Source organism: Geobacillus sp. YHL, assembly GCF_022341265.1.
Classification (GTDB): domain Bacteria; phylum Bacillota; class Bacilli; order Bacillales; family Anoxybacillaceae; genus Geobacillus; species Geobacillus thermoleovorans.
On record NZ_JAEIGB010000013.1, the window covers coordinates 19,257 to 36,792 of the forward strand.

Sequence of the window (17,536 nt, forward strand, 5' to 3'; positions counted from 1 at the left end):
TCAAAAACTTCACGCTCATCCCGCGGCATGGTAAGGTTGTGATTGAAAACGTTATCAAAAAACAAGGGGGCAAGGGAGAAATGAAGAAAACGAAATGGTGGGGATTGCTCGCCGCAGGGATGATGACACTGGCTTTGGCGGCCTGTGGGGGCAATGAATCGGCGGGGTCGAAATCATCCGGTTCGAACTCTGGCTCATCGGCCTCAAACTATCCGACGAAGCCGATTACGATTGTCGCTCCGTCCGGAGCGGGCGGCGGTTGGGATTTAACGGCCCGCGCGATTACGAAGGTGTTGGATGAGACGGGGCTCGTCAAACAGACCATGACGGTTGAAAACAAACCAGGCGGCGGCGGGGCGGTCTTTATGGCCGAATACGCCACCCAAGATGTGAAAAACGATTACAAACTATTTGTCAACTCCCCGCCAATTATTATCAACAACTTGAAAAAAGAAGGGAACAGCCCGTTTGGCTACAAAGACACGACCCCGCTCGCCCAGTTGACGAAGGACTTTGGCGCGATTGTTGTGAAGGCGGATTCGAAATTTCAAACGTTAACCGACTTGCTTAATACCATTAAACAAGATCCGAAATCGGTCACGGTAGCCGGAGGATCGGCGCCAGGGTCGATGGACCACTTAGTAGCGATTTTGCCGATCTATAAGTCGGGCATCGATCCGAAATCAGTCAAGTATGTTTCGTACGATGGCGGCGGGGAAGCGATGGCTGCGCTGCTTGGCGGCAATGCCGATGTGATTGCAACGGATGCCTCTTCTGTTGGCGAATATCTCAAAGCCGGCAAAGTGCGGGTGTTGGCGGTTTCCGCTCCGGAACGCCTCGGCGGAGTGCTGAAAGACGTGCCGACGTTGAAAGAGCTTGGCATTGATGCGGAATTTACGATTTGGCGCGGCGTGTTCGGGCCGAAGGAAATGTCTTCGGAAGCAAAAGCGTTTTGGGAAGAGACATTGAAAAAACTGTCTGAGCATGAAAAATGGAAAGAAGAGCTGCAAAAGCAAGGCTGGGAAGCAGAGTACCGCAATTCCGAAGAGTTTACGAAATTTTTGCAAGAGCAAGAGCAGCAAGTCGGCGACCTGCTGAAGTCGCTTGGGATGCATAAATAACTCGAGGGGGAAGAGCATTCTTCCCCTTTTTCCAAAAGCGGGAGGGAAAGCGATGAACAAAACGGCTGACCGGATCGCGGCGGTGGCGTTTTTGGCTGTGGGCGCTTTGTTTATGGTGGAAAGTTTGCGCATATCGAAAAGCGCCTACGGCAGCGCTGTCGGGCCGAATGTGTTTCCGTTTTTGCTTGGACTTGTGTTGGTTTTATTAAGCATAAAACTGCTGTTTGAGACAAGAAATTATTCAGGCGCAACAGGGGAGAAACTGCCGCGGCAATATAAAAAGTTTCTTGTCATTTTCATCGCCGCCATTTTCTATGCGGCGTTGCTTGAAACGGTTGGGTATGTAATCACGACGTTTCTGTTTCTTGTTATCGGCTTTCAAACGATGGAAAGAGGGGCGCTATGGAAGTCGATCGCCATTGCGGCTGGCTTTTCGCTTGGCGTATATGGCCTTTATGTGAAGCTGCTGCAAGGAACATTGCCAAGCTGGCCGATTTGGTTCCAATGAAGGGAGGGGCATCATGAGCACACTATCGTTTTTGCTTGACGGATTTCAGACAGCGCTTCAGCCGCATAACTTGCTGTTTGCCTTTATCGGGGTGTTGATCGGCACAGCGGTCGGTGTGCTTCCTGGGATTGGCCCGATGAGCGGGGTGGCGTTGCTTATTCCGGTGACGGCGTCGATGACGTCCGGCCTTAGTCCGGAACAGGCGGCAGCGAGCTCGATTATTTTGCTCGCCGGCGTGTATTACGGGGCGATGTATGGCGGTTCGACGACATCGATTTTGTTAAATACGCCTGGGGAATCGTCATCGGTTGTCACAACGCTGGACGGCTATCAAATGGCCCGGCAAGGAAGGGCGGGGGCGGCGCTTGCCATTGCCGCGATCGGTTCCTTTGTCGCCGGAATTGTTTCGCTAATCGGCCTCGTCTTATTGGCCCAACCGTTGTCGAATGTGGCGCTGAAGTTCGGCCCGGCTGAATATTTTTCGCTCATGCTGCTCGGGTTGGCGGCGGTGAGCGGACTGGCTGGCAAATCGATGACGAAAGCATGGATCATGACAGTGTTCGGCTTGTTGCTTTCCACGATTGGGCTCGACAATGTTTCCGGCGTGGCTCGCTTTACGTACGACATTTCCTATTTATATGGAGGTCTCGAGTTTTTAACCGTAGCGGTCGGGCTATTTGCGTTAGGAGAGGTATTCAAGTCCATTCTCCATCATGAGACGAACGACGGGGACATCGCCAAAATCGGGCGCGTGTTGCCGACGAAAGCGGATTTGAAAGAAAGCGCGGGGCCGATCGCCCGTGGGTCGCTGCTCGGTTTTTTCATCGGGGTGCTGCCGGGAGCCGGGGCCACGTTGGCATCGTTTTTCTCCTATATTCTTGAAAAGAAAGTGAGCAAACATCCGGAAAAGTTCGGGCAAGGGACGATCGCCGGTGTGGCGGCGCCGGAGTCGGCGAACAACGGGGCTTCTGGGGGCGCAATGATTCCGCTTTTGACGCTGGGCATTCCTGGTTCAGGGACGACAGCGATCCTCATGGGTGCACTCATTATGTACAACGTCCAGCCAGGTCCACTGTTGTTCGATGAGCATCCAGCTGTCGCCTGGGGATTGATCGCCAGCATGTTTATCGGCAACGTCATGTTGCTCATTCTCAACATGCCGCTCGTCAAAGTGTTCGCGAAAATTATCCAGACGCCGACGAAATATTTGTTGCCGCTTATTATTGCCATTTCCGTGTTCGGTGTGTATGCGGTGCAAGTGACGACGTTTGATGTGTTCCTGTTGCTGGCGTTTGGTCTGCTTGGCTACTGGCTTGCAGAGCACGACTATCCATTGGCACCGCTTGTGTTGGGGCTTGTTCTCGGGCCGATGATCGAAAACAATATGCGCCGGGCGTTGACGGCATCAAACGGGGACTATCTCGTTTTCTTTGAAAAGCCGATTTCGCTCGTCTTGTTGGTCATTGCCTTTTTATGGATTGCCGTGCCGTTTGTCATGAAACTAAGAGGAAAATCGGTCGTCATCAACGAAGATATGTAATAATAGAAAGAAAGACGTTCCGCCTAACAGGCGGACTGTCTTTCTTTATTTGCTGTTTGGGGAGCGAGCCCTATGAAGCTTCAAACACGGTTAATGGTCATTATTTGTTCATTGTTGCTGCTGGTGATCGTGGTTTTAACGTTTTTGTTTCAGCATATGTTTGCGACGACGCTCAAACAACAAATTGGCATGCGAGCGCTGAATGTGGCCGAGACGGTCGCGTCGACTCCGCTCGTGCGCGAGGCGTTCCGCGACCCGAATCCGTCAGTGCGCTTGCAGCCGTTTGCCGAACATATTCGCCGAAAGACAGGGGCGGAGTACGTAGTGATTGGCAACCGTAAGGGAATCCGCTACGCTCACCCACTGCCAGATCGGATTGGAAAGCATATGGTAGGGGGCGACAACGGCGAAGTGCTGAAAGGCAAAGCGATTATTTCCGAGGCGGTCGGTTCGCTTGGTCCGGCGATCCGGGGAAAAGCGCCGATTTTTGATGAAAACGGACATGTGATCGGCATTGTTTCGGTTGGTTTTTTGCTAGAGGATATTCAGCGTACAGTATGGTCGTATCGTATGAAGATGTTTCTCTTCTCCGTTTTTGCCCTCTTTCTCGGAGCGGTGGGTGCAATGGCGATCGCCAGCACGGTGAAAAAATCGATTCATGGTCTTGAACCGGAAGAAATCGGTTTGCTCTACCAAGAAAAGCAGGCGATTTTAGAAGCGATTCGCGAAGGAATTGTGGCCATCAATCAAGAGGGAACGATTACAATGGTCAATCAAACCGCGTTGAAGTTGCTTGGGTATGAGAAGGAGCACAGTGTATTGGGAATGCCCATTTTGCGGCTCATTCCCCATTCTCGCTTGCCCGAAGTGATCCGAACAGGGCGGGCGGAATACGATGATGAGATGGTTTTAGGGAGAGAGACCGTCATTGCGAACCGAATTCCGATCAAAGACAAGCAAGGGCGCGTGATTGGAGCGGTATCGACGTTTCGCAACAAATCGGAGCTGTATCGCCTCACAAAAGAGCTGTCCCAGCTCCGGGTGTACGCGGATGCGCTGCGGGCGCAAACACATGAATTTTCCAATAAGCTGTATTTGATCTCTGGGTTGATTCAACTTGAGTCGTATGAAGAAGCGCTTGAGCTTATTACGAAAGAAACGAACTTACAACAAAATATGGCTCTTCACCACAAGTTGTACTTGAGATTTTAAGATAGGTATGCATAGGAAAAATAGAGGGTGCAAAAAATGCGAATGTTCCTGTATGGTAAAGGTGACCAAACCAACCCATTGGAGGAACATTCGCATGTATTCTCCGTTTATCAAAGAACTCATCGATTGACCAGACGTTTTGATTCAAAAGGTGCGAAAACGAAGAAGAACATTGGATTTTCGAACTTTCTCTGACGCTTTAGGATTTCAATCCAAAACTATTGTAAACCGCTTTCATTTGGTTTATAATAAAGCTAAACCGGTTTATGAAAACGCTTTTGAACTAAATCGATTTAGTCTGAAAGAGGGATCCCAGTTGAAAAAAGTAACGATGGCCGATGTCGCGAAGTTGGCCAACGTTTCGAAAAGCACGGTCTCGCAATACTTGAACAAACGCTATGAATATATGAGCGAGGAAACAAGAAAGCGCATCGCTCAAGCGATTGAGGAACTTGGCTATCAGCCAAACGTCATCGCCCGCAGCTTAAAGCAAAAGACGACAGCGACCATTGGCGTGATTGTGTTCAACATGCTTCATATGTTGACGACGCAAGTGCTGCACGCCATTGAAGAGGAATGCCAAAAGCGCGGGTTTCAAGTCATTGTCTGCAATTCCGGCGATGATCCGGATAAGGAAAAAACATATGTTGATACGCTGCTGGCGAAGCAAGTGGACGGGTTGATCGTGTTTCCAACAGGGAAGAACGAGGACGTCTATCGCCGTCTTGTCGAGGAACGGTTTCCACTTGTGTTTGTCGACCGGATGGTGCCGGGAGTGGAGGCAGACAGCGTGTTGCTTGATAATGCAGGTGCAGCGGAAATGGCGGTTCAGTATTTCGCTTCCCAGGGCCGCGATCGGATTGCGATTGTCACCCCGCCGCTTGTCTCTTACAACGTGCCGCGGATGGAGCGGTTGGAAGGGTTTCGGGCGGCTATGCGCAAAAGAGGACTGGACGTTGAAGATGGGAACATCATCGCCGCTGATCCGGACGCGCTGCCGGAAGTGTTGAAACAACGGTTTGCCGAACCGAAGCGGCCTAATGCCTTGTTTGCGATCAACGACTTGACGCTGATGGGGGTTTTGCGGTTTGTGAAAGACGCAGGGGTTCGTGTGCCGGATGAGGTGGCGATCATCAACATCGATGATGTGCCGTTTGCCGATATTTACACGCCGGCGCTGACAACCATCGCCCAGCCGACGTTTGCGATGGGGAAAAAAGCAGCTGAGCGCGTGTTTGAACAAATGAAAGCGAAAAAAGCCGACGGTCCGCGCGTATTTCGTTTCTCCCCGACATTGATGGAACGGACATCGATCAGGCGGGGGAAGGAATGAAGAAGGGAGGAGAAACGATGGCGATTCATGAGGACGTCGTCATTGGAATTGATATTGGAACGACAAGCACAAAAGCGGTTGTGTTTGACGGGCGGGGGAAGGTGCTGGCTTCTCACGCCGTCGACTATCCGATCATCCAGCCGCATCCGGGGTTTGCCGAGCAGGATCCCGATGAACTGTTCGCGGCAGTCATTCAAGCCGTCGGGGCGGTGACGATCCGCCATGGCATCCGCCCAGAGCAGGTGAAAGCGATTGGATTGAGTGCGGCGATGCACTCGATTATGGTGCTTGACGAGTCGGGGCGGCCGCTCACCCGCCTCCTCATCTGGGCGGACAACCGAAGCGTGGCTCAAACGGAGCGGCTGTGGAAAGAGCAAAACGGGCTTGCCATTTACCGGCGGACGGGGACGCCGATCCATCCGATGTCGCCGCTATCGAAATTGCTTTGGCTCAAGGAAGAGCAGCCGGACGTATTTCAGCAAGCACGGCGGTTTGTGTCGGTGAAAGATTACGTGTTGCACCGTCTGTATGGCGACTATGTCGCTGACCATTCCATGGCATCGGCGACGGGTTTATTCCGATTGGACACGCTCGATTGGGACGAGGAGGCGCTCGCCCTTGTCGGCATCCGCCGCGACCAGCTGCCGCGGCTCGTTCCCGCCACGCATATTATGACTGGCATGAAAAGAGAATGGGCGGAAAAAATGGGAGTCGCTCCGGATGTGCCTGTTGTCGTCGGAGCAAGCGACGGCGTGCTCGCCAACGTCGGCGTCGGGGCGGTGCTCCCAGGTGAAGCGGCCATCACGATCGGAACGAGCGGGGCGGTGCGGACGATTGCGGCAAAACCGACGACCGATGAAAAAGGGCGGACGTTTTGTTATGCGTTGACGCCCGGCTATTGGGTCGTCGGCGGACCGACGAACAACGGCGGCATTTTGCTTCGCTGGCTGCGCGACGAGTTCGGCGCCCACGAGCGGGAAGTGGCGAAAAAGCTCGGCATGGATCCGTATGACTTGTTGACGAAATACGCGGAACGCGTCCCGCCGGGGGCGGAAGGGCTTGTGTTTTTGCCGTTTTTGTCGGGCGAGCGGGCGCCGTACTGGAATGCGAACGCGCGTGGGACGTTTTTTGGCCTTGGCCTTCATCATAAGCGCGAGCATTTCATCCGCGCTGTCATGGAAGGCGTCTGCTTCAGCATTCTCTCGGTCGCTTTAGCCATTCGCGATGTCACGGGGCCGATGTCGGAAATCCGCGTCTCGGGCGGATTCGCCAAGTCGCCGTTTTGGCGGCAAATGCTTTCTGATATGCTCGGCAAACCGCTCATCGTGCCGCAGACGCACGAGGCGTCGGCGCTGGGGGCGGCTGCGGTGGCGCTTTACGCGTTAGGCGAGCTGCCGTCGCTGGAAACGGTGAAAACGTGGATCGACACAACGGCCCGCCATGAGCCGAAGGAAGAACATACGCTCATTTACGCTGAACTGTTTGATTTGTATGCCCGCTTGTATGAGCGATTGAAAGAGGAATTTGACATCATCGCTGCGTTTCAGCGGCGGAGTGGGTAAAGGGAGGAAGACTAAATCGATTTAGCTGGCTATGATCGGGCGCTAAATCGATTTAGCCCTTTCCTTCAAAGATCTGAAAACGTTTGCTTTGTTCACTAAATCGATTTATCTCAAAGATAAAGGGGGAGCTTGTGATGGAAATCGCCATTGTTGTTGCTGCTATTATCGTGTTATTATTGCTCATTACTATGGCGAAAATGCATCCGTTTGTCGCACTCATTTTAGTGTCCGTCGGCGTCGGACTGGCGATGGGCATGCCGCTTATCGCGCCGTCTCCGGAAACGCCGGGCATCATTGACTCGATCAAGGCGGGGCTTGGCAACACGCTCGGCTTTTTGGCGATCGTCTTGGCGCTCGGGACGATGCTCGGCAAAATGATGGCCGAATCAGGCGGCGCCGAGCGCATTGCGAAAACGTTGATCGACCGCTTTGGCCAAAAACGCGTCCATTGGGCGATGATGGTCGTCGCCTTTTTAGTCGGCATTCCGGTCTTTTTCCAAGTCGGGTTTGTCTTGCTTATTCCGCTCGTCTTTACGATCGCGATGGAAACGGGCATTTCACTTGTGACGATCGGCATTCCGCTTGTCGCTGGTTTGTCTGTCGTGCATGGGCTTGTCCCGCCGCACCCAGCCGCGATGGCGGCAGTCGGCATTTTTAAGGCGGATGTCGGAAAAACGATTCTTTACTCGATCATCGTCGGCTTGCCGACCGCCATTATTGCCGGTCCGCTGTATGGCAAATGGATCGGTTCGCGCCTGCACAAAACAGTGCCGGCGGAGATTGCCGAACAGCTTGTGCAGCATAAAGAAGCACGTGAGCTTCCTGGCTTTGGCAATACGCTGTTCACGATTTTGCTTCCGGTCATTTTGATGTTGATTGCCTCTGTGGCAAACGTGACGCTTGATCAAAAGTCAGAAGCGGCGAAAGTGTTGCGCTTTATCGGCGACCCGATTGTTGCGCTCTTGATCGCGACGGTTTATTCGTTCTTCAGCTTAGGCTACGCCCGCGGCTTCAACCGCGACGCTGTCTTGAAATTTGCCAACGACTGCCTCGGCCCGGTCGCGAACATCCTGCTTGTCATCGGGGCGGGCGGCGCATTCAACAAAGTGCTGCTTGATTCCGGCATCGGCGAACAAATCGCGGAAGTGGCGAAACACTCGCACTTCTCTCCGCTCCTGTTAGGCTGGGGCATTGCGGCGCTCATTCGCGTAGCGACGGGATCGGCGACCGTCTCGATGATGACCGCTGCCGGCATCGTTGCCCCCATCGCGGCTACCATGCCGGGAACGAATATGGAACTGCTTGTCTTGGCGACCGGCGCGGGTTCGTTGATCTTGTCGCACGTCAATGACTCCGGCTTCTGGATGATCAAAGAATATTTCGGCATGACGGTGAAAGAAACGCTCATGACATGGACAGTCATGGAAACGATTATTTCGGTGGTGGCGTTTGTCTTCATTTTGTTATTGAATATGGTTCTCTAGCCTTTTCCAGGCAAGACGCTCGTTTTTAGAAGAACGGGCGTCTTATTTTTATATGTCCTTTTGTTATATTTTATATTATAATTATGTAATAAAAAATGACATAAGGAGTGACGCCTGTTGATTTTTGCGAGACGTGCGGAACGAAAAATAAAGCGCGAACTGGATCAGCCTCGACGTGAGGAAACGCAGGGAGGACCGCAACAAATTGCAAGGCAAATTGTTGTGGCGGTTGATCAGCTCAAAGCAGCGATGGAACAGATGAAGATGGCGGCACTTTCGCTGAATGACATTTCCGATTCAAGCCGGAATAGTGCGGCAGAGCTGATGGACCATAGCGAGAAAACGGTGGAGTATACGGAAAAAGTGGCGAACAAAATGCGAACAATCGAGGAGGCGGCTAGGGAAATCGCTGCATCTTCGCGTGATATGTATGCGAGCAGCCAGCAGTTTTCCGAACATTGGCTGCATTCATGGAATTCATTGGAGACGTTGCAAAAAGAAATTCGAACACTGCGCTCCCACCATGAAACGTTATTGGAACAAATGGACCATCTCGTTCATCATTCGCGACGCATCAATGAAATTATATCAGCGATCGGCGAGATTTCGCAGAAAACGAAAATTTTGTCGCTCAATGCCAATATTGAGGCGGCTCGTGCGGGAGAACATGGGCGCGGGTTTGCGGTCGTCGCGCGGGAAATCGGCATGTTGGCGAATCAAACGTCGGAAGCTGTCCAGCAAACACAGGATATTTTGTCCCTTATTCAACGCGAAATCGCAGCGACAACCGATATCGTTCGCGAAGAAACAAAGCAAATCGATGTCGAAGAGAAAGAAATGGAAGCGATTATGTCGTTCCTTCATTTGCTGCAGCGACAGCTGAATGATATGACGGACCTCGTCTCCTCTTCTGTCCGGTCAGCGTCTGGGCAGTCGGACAGCGTGAAAGAAATCGCCGTTCTCCTAGAAGAAATCGTGCAATTGAGCCGGGAAAATCAACGGTTTGTCGAGCGAGTGACGGCGGATATGAACGAACAGCATGAAAGCGTCGAACAGATTTTGCGCATTAATGAAGCGCTGCAAAAGACAGCGGAGGAGCTGCAGCAAACGGTCGGACGTGATTGGATGAGAGAAACGATTTCTGTCGATGATGCGGTCGTGAAAAACACGATTCAGAAACTATCGGCTTTGCTTCAGTCAGCTCCGTTGGAACAAATGGATGAGGCCATGCATCAACGCGTGCTGGATCGATTTTTATCTGAGAATGGAGAGATTGAGGCTGTCTGGTCGAATCGTCTTGATGGGGCGTTTGTCTATTCGAATCCGCCGGCGGGCTTGGTCAACGCCAAAGTCCGGTCGTGGTTTCAGGAAGCTTGTAGAGGAACAGTGTATGTTTCCGATCCGTATGTATCGGCATTGACGAAACATCTTTGCGTCACGGTGTCCGCTCCCATTAGGGATCATAACGGTCAAATTGTCGGGGTCATTGGAGTGGATTTGTCGCTTGTGAAATGAACGCTGCCCCAAAAAGGTGCATGTGTGCCTTTTTGGGGCATGTTTTGTTTTTCGACCTGGCTGATTGGTCGGAAGATGATTGATAATAAATATAACAAAAATATGTAATAAAATATGACAAATATGTTGAGTCCGTGAAACGTGGGCCTTATACTGCTAATCAAGAACAAATCCTCAACGTGGAGAACATGCATCGCTTTTGAGGAACAAGGGAGGGATGCGCTCTTTTAGATGAACGAGGGGCAGGAATTCATCGATGTTTCAAATGAATAGGGGGAAGGGTGTGCGAATAAAACCAGCATTCATGTGGAAATTATGGCTGCTTTTATGCGTCAGTGTTTTTGCTCTTGGGGGATGTGCGGCGTCATCAGCAGTGGATCAAGCCAAAAACGAGAATCAAAATGATTCATCTTCGGCTGGCAAAGAAGGGGATGTGGTCAAAGTAGGAATCCTGCACTCGTTAAGCGGAACGATGGCCATCAGTGAAGTGTCGCTGCGCGATGCCGAGTTAATGGCCATTGAGGAAATCAATGCATCGGGCGGGCTGCTCAGCAAGAAGATTGAACCGGTTGTGGAAGATGGAGCGTCCGACTGGCCGACATTTGCCGAAAAGGCGAAAAAATTGCTGCAAAAAGATCAAGTGGCCGCCATTTTTGGCGGTTGGACATCGGCGAGCCGCAAAGCGATGCTTCCGGTTGTGGAGCAAAACAACGGGCTGCTTTGGTATCCGGTGCAATATGAAGGGATGGAGTCGTCTCCGAACATCTTTTACACTGGGGCGACGACGAATCAACAAATCGTTCCAGCGGTCAGCTGGCTCCTGAAAAACCGCGGCAAGACGTTTTTCTTGCTTGGATCGGATTACGTCTTTCCGCGGACAGCGAACAAAATCATCAAGGCCCAGTTGAAGGCCGAAGGTGGGCAAGTGGTCGGGGAAGAATATACGCCGCTCGGCCATACCGATTATAGCACCATTATCAGCAAAATCAAACAAGTGAAACCGGCTGTCGTCTTCAATACGCTCAACGGCGATAGCAATGTCGCCTTTTTCAAACAGTTGAAAGACGCTGGCATCACACCGAAAGATGTGACGGTGATGTCCGTCAGCATTGCAGAAGAAGAAATCCGCGGGATCGGGCCGGATGTATTGGCCGGTCATTTGGCTGTGTGGAACTATTTCCAGACGACCGATACACCGGAGAATAAGGCATTTGTACAAAAGTATAAAGAAAAGTACGGGCAAGACCGCGTGACTGATGACCCGATTGAAGCGGCGTATACGGCCGTTCATTTATGGGCCGAAGCGGTGAAAAAAGCCGGTTCCTTTGATGTTGATCAAGTGAAAAAAGCGGCGGCCGGCCTTGAATACAAGGCGCCGGAAGGAACGGTGAAAATTGACGGGGAAACGAAGCATTTATGGAAAACGGTGCGCATTGGCGAAATCCAAGCGGACGGACAATTCAAAGAGTTATGGAATTCCGGCCAGCCGGTGAAGCCAGATCCGTATTTAAAGAGCTACCCATGGGCGAAAGGATTAAGTGAATAGTTCACTTGGAAGGAAGGGATTTCCTTCCTTCTCGCCCAGCGGACATGAGAGGGGGGATGGCGATGTTCATTGACCAATTATTCAACGGGCTGAGCGTCGGTTCGATTTTGCTTTTGATCGCCATTGGGTTGGCGATCACGTTCGGGCTGATGGGTGTCATCAATATGGCGCACGGTGAACTGATGATGGTCGGCGCGTACACAACCTACGTCATTCAACAAATCTTTGCCCATCATGCGCCGCAATCAGCGGGGATGTACTTTGTCATTGCCATTCCGTCGTCGTTTCTCATCGCTGCCTTGTTTGGGTGGGGGTTGGAAAAAAGCTTGATCCGCCATTTGTACCACCGCCCGCTGGACAGTTTGTTGGCGACATGGGGGATCAGTTTGATTTTGCAACAGACCGCCCGACTTATCTTTGGGGCGCCCAACGTGGCGGTTGTGCCGCCAAGCTGGCTTGATGGCGGAATCCGCTTGTTTGGGGCAGTGTTTCCGTATAAACGATTGTTTATTCTCTGTCTTGTATTGGCGATCGTGTTCTTTCTTTATATGTATTTAACGAAAACACGAGCTGGCCGACGCATTCAGGCTGTCACCATGAACCGGCCGATGGCGGCCTGTCTCGGCATTGCCACGCAGAAAGTTGATGCATACTCGTTTGCGATCGGTTCAGGATTGGCGGGGGTGGCGGGATGTGCGTTGACCTTGCTTGGGCCGATTGGACCGACGATCGGCACGTACTATATTGTTGATGCATTTATGGTCGTCATTTTAGGAGGAGTGGGAAAACTGGCTGGGACGCTGCTAGGAGCGTTTGGCCTCGGCTTAATCTCCACCTTTGTCGAATATTCCACAAGCGCCACCATCGCCAAAGTCATTGTGTTCGTTCTCATTATTGCGTTCTTGCAATGGAAACCGTCCGGTCTTCTTAGCTTGAGGACGCGGTCGCTCGATTGAGGGGAGGAAGCATCGTGAACAAACGTTGGGGATACTGGCTGTTTTTCGTTGCTTTGTTTTTGGCGCCATTTTATTTAACGGAGTTTCGCCTGTCTTTGCTTGGCAAATTTCTTTGCTTTGCCATCGTGGCGGTCGGCATTTCTCTCATTTGGGGATATACCGGCATTTTGAGCCTCGGCCATGGGGTGTATTTTGGATTGGGTGCTTATTGCATGGCGATGTATTTGAAGCTCGAAGCTTCGCGAGGGCATTTGCCTGATTTTATGGAGTGGAGCAGCGTGCGCGAACTGCCGTGGTTTTGGAAGCCGTTTGCGCATCCTGTCGTGGCCGTCATAGCGGCGATCGTCTTGCCTACATTGCTGGCTGCCCTATTAAGCTATTTCACGTTTAAAAATCGGATTCAAGGCGTCTATTTTTCTCTCCTTTCCCAGGCGGTTGTTGTCGTGTTTGTTACGCTGTTTATCGGCAAGCAAGAATGGACGGGTGGAACGAACGGCTTGACCAATTTTTCGACCGTGTTCGGCTTTTCGTTATCATCGCCGCTTACGCAAATTGTGTTGTATTGGCTGACAGCAGCTGTTCTTGCCCTCATTTTCGTTATGACGCGCCGTCTAACGACTGGTCGGCTAGGAAAAGTGCTCATTGCCATTCGCGACGCTGAAAATCGGGTTCGTTTTTTAGGGTTTAATCCGACCGTCTATAAAGTGTTTGTGTATAGTTTGTCAGCAGCCTTTGCCGGGGTGGCTGGGGCGTTGTTTGTCCTGCAAGTCGGGCTCATTTCCCCGGAGATGATGGGGATTATTCCTTCGATCGAAATGGTGTTATGGGCCGCTGTCGGCGGACGCCAATCGCTCATGGGCGCGATCATTGGCGCGATTGTCATGAACACGGCGAAAAGCTTTTTAAGCGAAAATTATCCGGATCTATGGCTGCTTTTGTTAGGCGCGCTGTTTGTCGTTGTCGTGTTATTGGTTCCGAAAGGATTGGCGGGCATTTATGAATCGCTCGTTGCCGTTCGCATCAAAGCAAAAAGGGGGCATGAACGTGAAGCCCGTGTTGATGTGTCGTGACGTCGTCGTTGACTTCGATGGATTTCGTGCTTTGCAAGGTGTTGATCTCGCGGTTTACCCCCATGAAGTGCGATTTTTGATCGGTCCGAACGGAGCGGGGAAAACGACGCTGCTCGATGTCATTTGCGGACGGACGAGAGCGACGGACGGCCGAGTGCTGTTTTTTTTCCATGACATCACGCAACGGCCGGAATATGAGATCGTGCAAATAGGCATCGCCCGGAAGTTTCAAAGCCCTTCCATTTTTCCGTTTTTGACGGTGTGGGAAAATATGGAGTTAGCCATGCGACAAGATCGGCGTCTGCGTTCCGTTTTGCGGGCGAAGTTGACTGGAGAAGAGAAAGAAATGATGGCAGCACAGCTAGAGAAAATTGGATTGCTTGATGAACGTCATCGCTTAGCGGGCACCCTGTCTCATGGCCAAAAGCAGTGGTTGGAAATTGGCATGCAGCTCATTCAGCGCCCGCAGCTCCTCCTATTGGATGAGCCGATTGCCGGCATGAGCGCGGCGGAACGGGAGCGCACGGGGGAATGGCTGCACGAAATCGCCAAACATTGTGCGGTGATCATTGTGGAGCATGATATGGACTTTGTCCGCCGTTATTCGAAGCAAGTGACGGTCATGCATGAAGGAAAAGTATTGTGCGAAGGCTCGATTGATGAGGTGCAGCAAAACGAACAAGTCATCGATGTGTATCTTGGAAGGAGGAAAAACGCGTGTTATGCCTCCGGAATGTAACCGCTGGCTATGACGAAAGCGTTGTGCTCGATCAAGTTCGCATGGACATTCCTCTCAGCCGGGTGACGGCGGTGTTGGGCAGAAACGGAGTCGGCAAAACGACGTTGATGAAAACGATCATCGGGTTGATTCGCCCGATGTCAGGCGTGATCGAATGGGAAGGAGAAGATATCACGCGATGGCCGCCGGAGCGGCGGGCGCGAGCGGGGATCGGCTATGTGCCGCAAGGGAGGGAAATTTTTTCGGCGTTGACGGTGGAGGAAAATATTCTTCTCGGGCTGGAAGCGCAGGCCGAAAAAGTCCGTCCCCAGCCGACCCTTGATGAAATGTACGCGCTGTTCCCGATTTTAAAAGAGATGCGCCAGCGAAAAGGAGGAGATTTAAGCGGCGGACAGCAGCAACAGCTGGCCATTGCCCGCGCGTTGGCCGGCCGGCCGAAACTGCTCTTGCTTGATGAACCGATGGAAGGCATTCAGCCCTCGATCGTTGCGTTGATTCATGATGCGATTATGAAAATTGCCAAAGAAAAGCAGGTTGGCATCATATTGGTCGAACATAACGTGGAGCTGGCGTTTTCTTGTGCCGATCGTTTCTATATTTTGGATCGCGGCGCTGTCGTGGCGAAAGGGGATGTCGATGGGGCTGATTTGACTTATATTCAATCGTTTCTTGCTGTTTAAGCAGCAGACAGCGGTGTTAGCGAATGAGAGATTTTTTGAACCTGCGAGTATAGTCGGGAGCATTGGTAGCGTCAAAAGTTCTATGAAAACTCCACACAGATCATCCCATTGAGCATCGTGGGGCATGCGGAGGGCCGGATTCGCCCTTGACCAACACCCGCCAAAGGTGGGAAAGAGTCGTCAAGGGCGACGGGGACAAAAAGAAGGCAATAGGAAAGCCGCCCTTGCCATGAACGAATTTTACCTTTGGCGGTGTTCGGTTGGTCAAGGGTTCGCTTCGCCGAATCCGGCAGGAGTTCTGTTCAACGGGCTCCGGCGGACAAAAAAGTCAGGCCGCCTCTTGTTGGAGAAACGCTTGTGCCATGGCGATGAGCTTCGTCCACCGGGCCGGCATATGCGGAAGATCCGCCAGTTCCGGGATGACGACCGGGACCCGGCCTTCGAGTGCGCTATGCGGGCGCAGGAAGTTGAAATACGCCACAAACAGCGTCACAAAGGACACCGAGCCTTCTTCCGCACCAAACCCATGGGTCGGGCGGTAGTTGCCTTTAAAGGTCCGGTTGAATCGCTCGATGATCTGTTTGAGAGGGCGAAACTCTTCCGAGACCGGATCTTCGTTGGTTAGGCCGATCACCTGGCGGACGTCAAACGAAATCCCGTGCTGGGCGAAGAAGTGTTGCGCCAGCCGGTAAATCGGGTTGCCATCCACGACAAACGACAAGTCGTCTGGGAGGGACGGCAGCTTCCTGAGGACATCATCGATGGCCTGGATGGCCGAGAGCGTGTCCCGCTTGGGCGAGACGCGATACGACAGCACGATCTTTTTGACGGCATCAAACATAAAGAACAGGTAATGCCAGCGCCCTTTGACGCGAATATACGTCTCGTCCCCGCAAAACGAACCGGACAGCTCATACGGGAACCGGTCGACAAAGGGCTTGATCCAAAGCGCGGCGCTGTTGGCGTAGTTGAGCACCGTCTGATGGGAGATCGAGACGCCATGGATGTCCTTCATGGCGGCGGCGGTCTCCCTCGAGGACATCCCAAAGTTGACGTAGTACGTCAACACGAGCCCCAATACGTGCGGCGACGCAGCCAGCCGGGACAAATCGACCTTCGGTTGGATGGGCGACGAGGAAGCCAACGGGAGAAAGTCAAACAAGAACTCTCGAAACCAATACCGCACCTTGAAGGCTTGAGGATCCTGTTGAAACTGTTGGCGCTCCTTCTTGGTCATCCGGCGAAGGTTGGCCTGGTAAAACGGGCAATCGTTGTTCTTGCACTTATAGATGTGGTATTCTTTGCGTTCCTTGATCTTTTCCAGCGTCTTTTTGCAGTGCGGGCAGCGAAAGACCGCTTGCTTGGTGAACCGGTTCCGGTGGTTGAACCGGCACTGGCACACTTTGCATTGGTATTGCCCGTTTCCGCCGTTATTGGCGTACAGGTAAGAAGAGGGAGCCTGGCAGCGAGGGCAGGTCAACGAATCCGGAACACGGTGTTTCGCCTTCGCGCGGCGCTGGATGGGCCGCAAAGGACGTCCGTGCTGGGCTTCGTAGTCCGCCAACAACTTCCGGTAATCAAGGGTTTCCGGCACATCGATGATCGGAAGGTCATCGACCTGAAGTTTTCGGTACGGCTTTTGGACAGGTTCGTCCAAGTCCTTACGATTCAGGGATTTTCCCACGATCACACCCATGAGATACACAATGATTTGATATTGGGTCTTGATGATTTGAAGCAAATAGGCTAATAATTGAGGTAACAAAGCTTGTCACTCCTTCTTTGTTTGGGCTGTTGAGTGTGTGGTTACCTCAATGATGGCCGAAAACAACGGGGGTGGCAAGCTTTTTTTCTTCCAACGGTTGAAACTCAGGAGAAAACCGTGAGTGTGGAGGATAAACTTTTGACAATACCGGAGCATTCAAGAGGGGGGAAGAGATGAGTGAAACTGACTCCGCGTGAACAGGAAAAGCTGCTGATCGTCGTTGCCGCTGATTTGGCGCGCCGCCGGAAAGAGCGGGGCTTGAAGCTAAATTATCCGGAAGCGGTGGCGCTCATTACGTATGAACTGATGGAAGGAGCCCGCGACGGGCGGACGGTGGCGGAGTTGATGCAATACGGCGCAACGATTTTGACGCGCGATGATGTGATGGAAGGCGTCGCTGACATGATCGACGAGATTCAAGTCGAGGCGACGTTTCCGGACGGCACGAAACTCGTCACGGTCCACCAGCCGATCCGGTCGTAATAGCGCCGGCCGATTCCGATAA

15 protein-coding genes are annotated in these 17,536 nt (G+C 52.2%); 14 read left to right on the plus strand and 1 reads right to left on the minus strand.

The genetic code is table 11. The features are described 5' to 3' along the window. The first annotated feature begins 80 nt into the window (after window positions 1-80). From JCR24_RS11900 to urtE, 13 genes are all read left to right on the plus strand, one after another. Window positions 81-1,121: a Bug family tripartite tricarboxylate transporter substrate binding protein gene (locus tag JCR24_RS11900; protein WP_238980684.1), complete on the plus strand. Its 1,041-nt coding sequence runs from the start codon at window positions 81-83 to the stop codon at window positions 1,119-1,121. 52 nt (window positions 1,122-1,173) lie between these two features. After that, window positions 1,174-1,629: a tripartite tricarboxylate transporter TctB family protein gene (locus JCR24_RS11905; RefSeq protein WP_238980685.1), complete on the plus strand. Its 456-nt coding sequence runs from the start codon at window positions 1,174-1,176 to the stop codon at window positions 1,627-1,629. 13 nt (window positions 1,630-1,642) lie between these two features. Continuing rightward, a complete protein-coding gene (locus JCR24_RS11910; RefSeq protein WP_020279065.1) occupies window positions 1,643-3,169 on the plus strand; it encodes a tripartite tricarboxylate transporter permease in 1,527 nt (508 codons plus the stop codon). Window positions 3,170-3,241: 72 nt separating this feature from the next. Next, on the plus strand, window positions 3,242-4,381 hold the full coding sequence (locus JCR24_RS11915; protein ID WP_483299828.1) for a PAS domain-containing protein: 1,140 nt from the start codon (window positions 3,242-3,244) through the stop codon (window positions 4,379-4,381). A 316-nt stretch (window positions 4,382-4,697) separates the two neighbouring features. Further along, window positions 4,698-5,714 carry a LacI family DNA-binding transcriptional regulator gene (locus JCR24_RS11920; RefSeq protein WP_238980686.1) on the plus strand — a complete coding sequence of 339 codons (1,017 nt, stop codon included), beginning with the start codon at window positions 4,698-4,700 and terminating at the stop codon, window positions 5,712-5,714. A gap of 17 nt (window positions 5,715-5,731) precedes the next feature. Further along, window positions 5,732-7,276, plus strand: coding sequence for a gluconokinase (gene gntK / locus JCR24_RS11925; RefSeq protein ID WP_238980687.1), 1,545 nt, complete (start codon window positions 5,732-5,734; stop codon window positions 7,274-7,276). Window positions 7,277-7,410: 134 nt separating this feature from the next. Continuing rightward, complete coding sequence (locus JCR24_RS11930) at window positions 7,411-8,760, plus strand: GntP family permease (RefSeq protein ID WP_020960061.1); 1,350 nt, start codon at window positions 7,411-7,413, stop codon at window positions 8,758-8,760. A 117-nt stretch (window positions 8,761-8,877) separates the two neighbouring features. Further along, on the plus strand, window positions 8,878-10,275 hold the full coding sequence (locus tag JCR24_RS11935; protein ID WP_021321537.1) for a methyl-accepting chemotaxis protein: 1,398 nt from the start codon (window positions 8,878-8,880) through the stop codon (window positions 10,273-10,275). A 289-nt stretch (window positions 10,276-10,564) separates the two neighbouring features. Continuing rightward, complete coding sequence (urtA, locus tag JCR24_RS11940) at window positions 10,565-11,821, plus strand: urea ABC transporter substrate-binding protein (protein ID WP_238980703.1); 1,257 nt, start codon at window positions 10,565-10,567, stop codon at window positions 11,819-11,821. Between the two features lie 62 nt (window positions 11,822-11,883). After that, a complete protein-coding gene (gene urtB, locus JCR24_RS11945; protein WP_370643338.1) occupies window positions 11,884-12,777 on the plus strand; it encodes an urea ABC transporter permease subunit UrtB in 894 nt (297 codons plus the stop codon). Between the two features lie 11 nt (window positions 12,778-12,788). Then, window positions 12,789-13,847, plus strand: a complete 1,059-nt coding sequence (urtC, locus tag JCR24_RS11950) for an urea ABC transporter permease subunit UrtC (RefSeq protein WP_238980704.1) — start codon at window positions 12,789-12,791, stop codon at window positions 13,845-13,847. Beyond that, on the plus strand, window positions 13,822-14,586 hold the full coding sequence (gene urtD / locus JCR24_RS11955) for an urea ABC transporter ATP-binding protein UrtD (protein ID WP_119877380.1): 765 nt from the start codon (window positions 13,822-13,824) through the stop codon (window positions 14,584-14,586). Before urtC ends, urtD begins: the two co-directional genes overlap by 26 nt. After that, complete coding sequence (urtE, locus tag JCR24_RS11960; RefSeq protein ID WP_238980689.1) at window positions 14,565-15,266, plus strand: urea ABC transporter ATP-binding subunit UrtE; 702 nt, start codon at window positions 14,565-14,567, stop codon at window positions 15,264-15,266. The genes urtD and urtE overlap by 22 nt, the downstream gene beginning before the upstream one ends. A gap of 328 nt (window positions 15,267-15,594) precedes the next feature. Here urtE and JCR24_RS11965 read toward each other — a convergent pair whose 3' ends face one another. Continuing rightward, window positions 15,595-17,031, minus strand: a complete 1,437-nt coding sequence (locus JCR24_RS11965; protein WP_069304270.1) for a DDE-type integrase/transposase/recombinase — start codon at window positions 17,029-17,031, stop codon at window positions 15,595-15,597. 177 nt (window positions 17,032-17,208) lie between these two features. Between JCR24_RS11965 and ureA the strand changes: the two genes are divergently transcribed. After that, the gene (gene ureA / locus JCR24_RS11970) at window positions 17,209-17,514 is read left to right on the plus strand and encodes an urease subunit gamma (RefSeq protein WP_020755308.1); all 306 of its coding nucleotides are present in this window, start codon (window positions 17,209-17,211) and stop codon (window positions 17,512-17,514) included. Window positions 17,515-17,536 lie beyond the last annotated feature (22 nt).

Bases quoted from the DNA above. Each gene is read 5' to 3' on its own strand.
- JCR24_RS11900 (WP_238980684.1), top strand. From the start codon at position 81: ATGAAGAAAACGAAATGGTGGGGATTGCTCGCCGCAGGGATGATGACA.
- JCR24_RS11905 (WP_238980685.1), top strand. From the start codon at position 1,174: ATGAACAAAACGGCTGACCGGATCGCGGCGGTGGCGTTTTTGGCTGTG.
- JCR24_RS11910 (WP_020279065.1), top strand. From the start codon at position 1,643: ATGAGCACACTATCGTTTTTGCTTGACGGATTTCAGACAGCGCTTCAG.
- gntK (WP_238980687.1), top strand. From the start codon at position 5,732: ATGGCGATTCATGAGGACGTCGTCATTGGAATTGATATTGGAACGACA.
- JCR24_RS11930 (WP_020960061.1), top strand. From the start codon at position 7,411: ATGGAAATCGCCATTGTTGTTGCTGCTATTATCGTGTTATTATTGCTC.
- urtB (WP_370643338.1), top strand. From the start codon at position 11,884: ATGTTCATTGACCAATTATTCAACGGGCTGAGCGTCGGTTCGATTTTG.
- JCR24_RS11915 (WP_483299828.1), top strand. From the start codon at position 3,242: ATGAAGCTTCAAACACGGTTAATGGTCATTATTTGTTCATTGTTGCTG.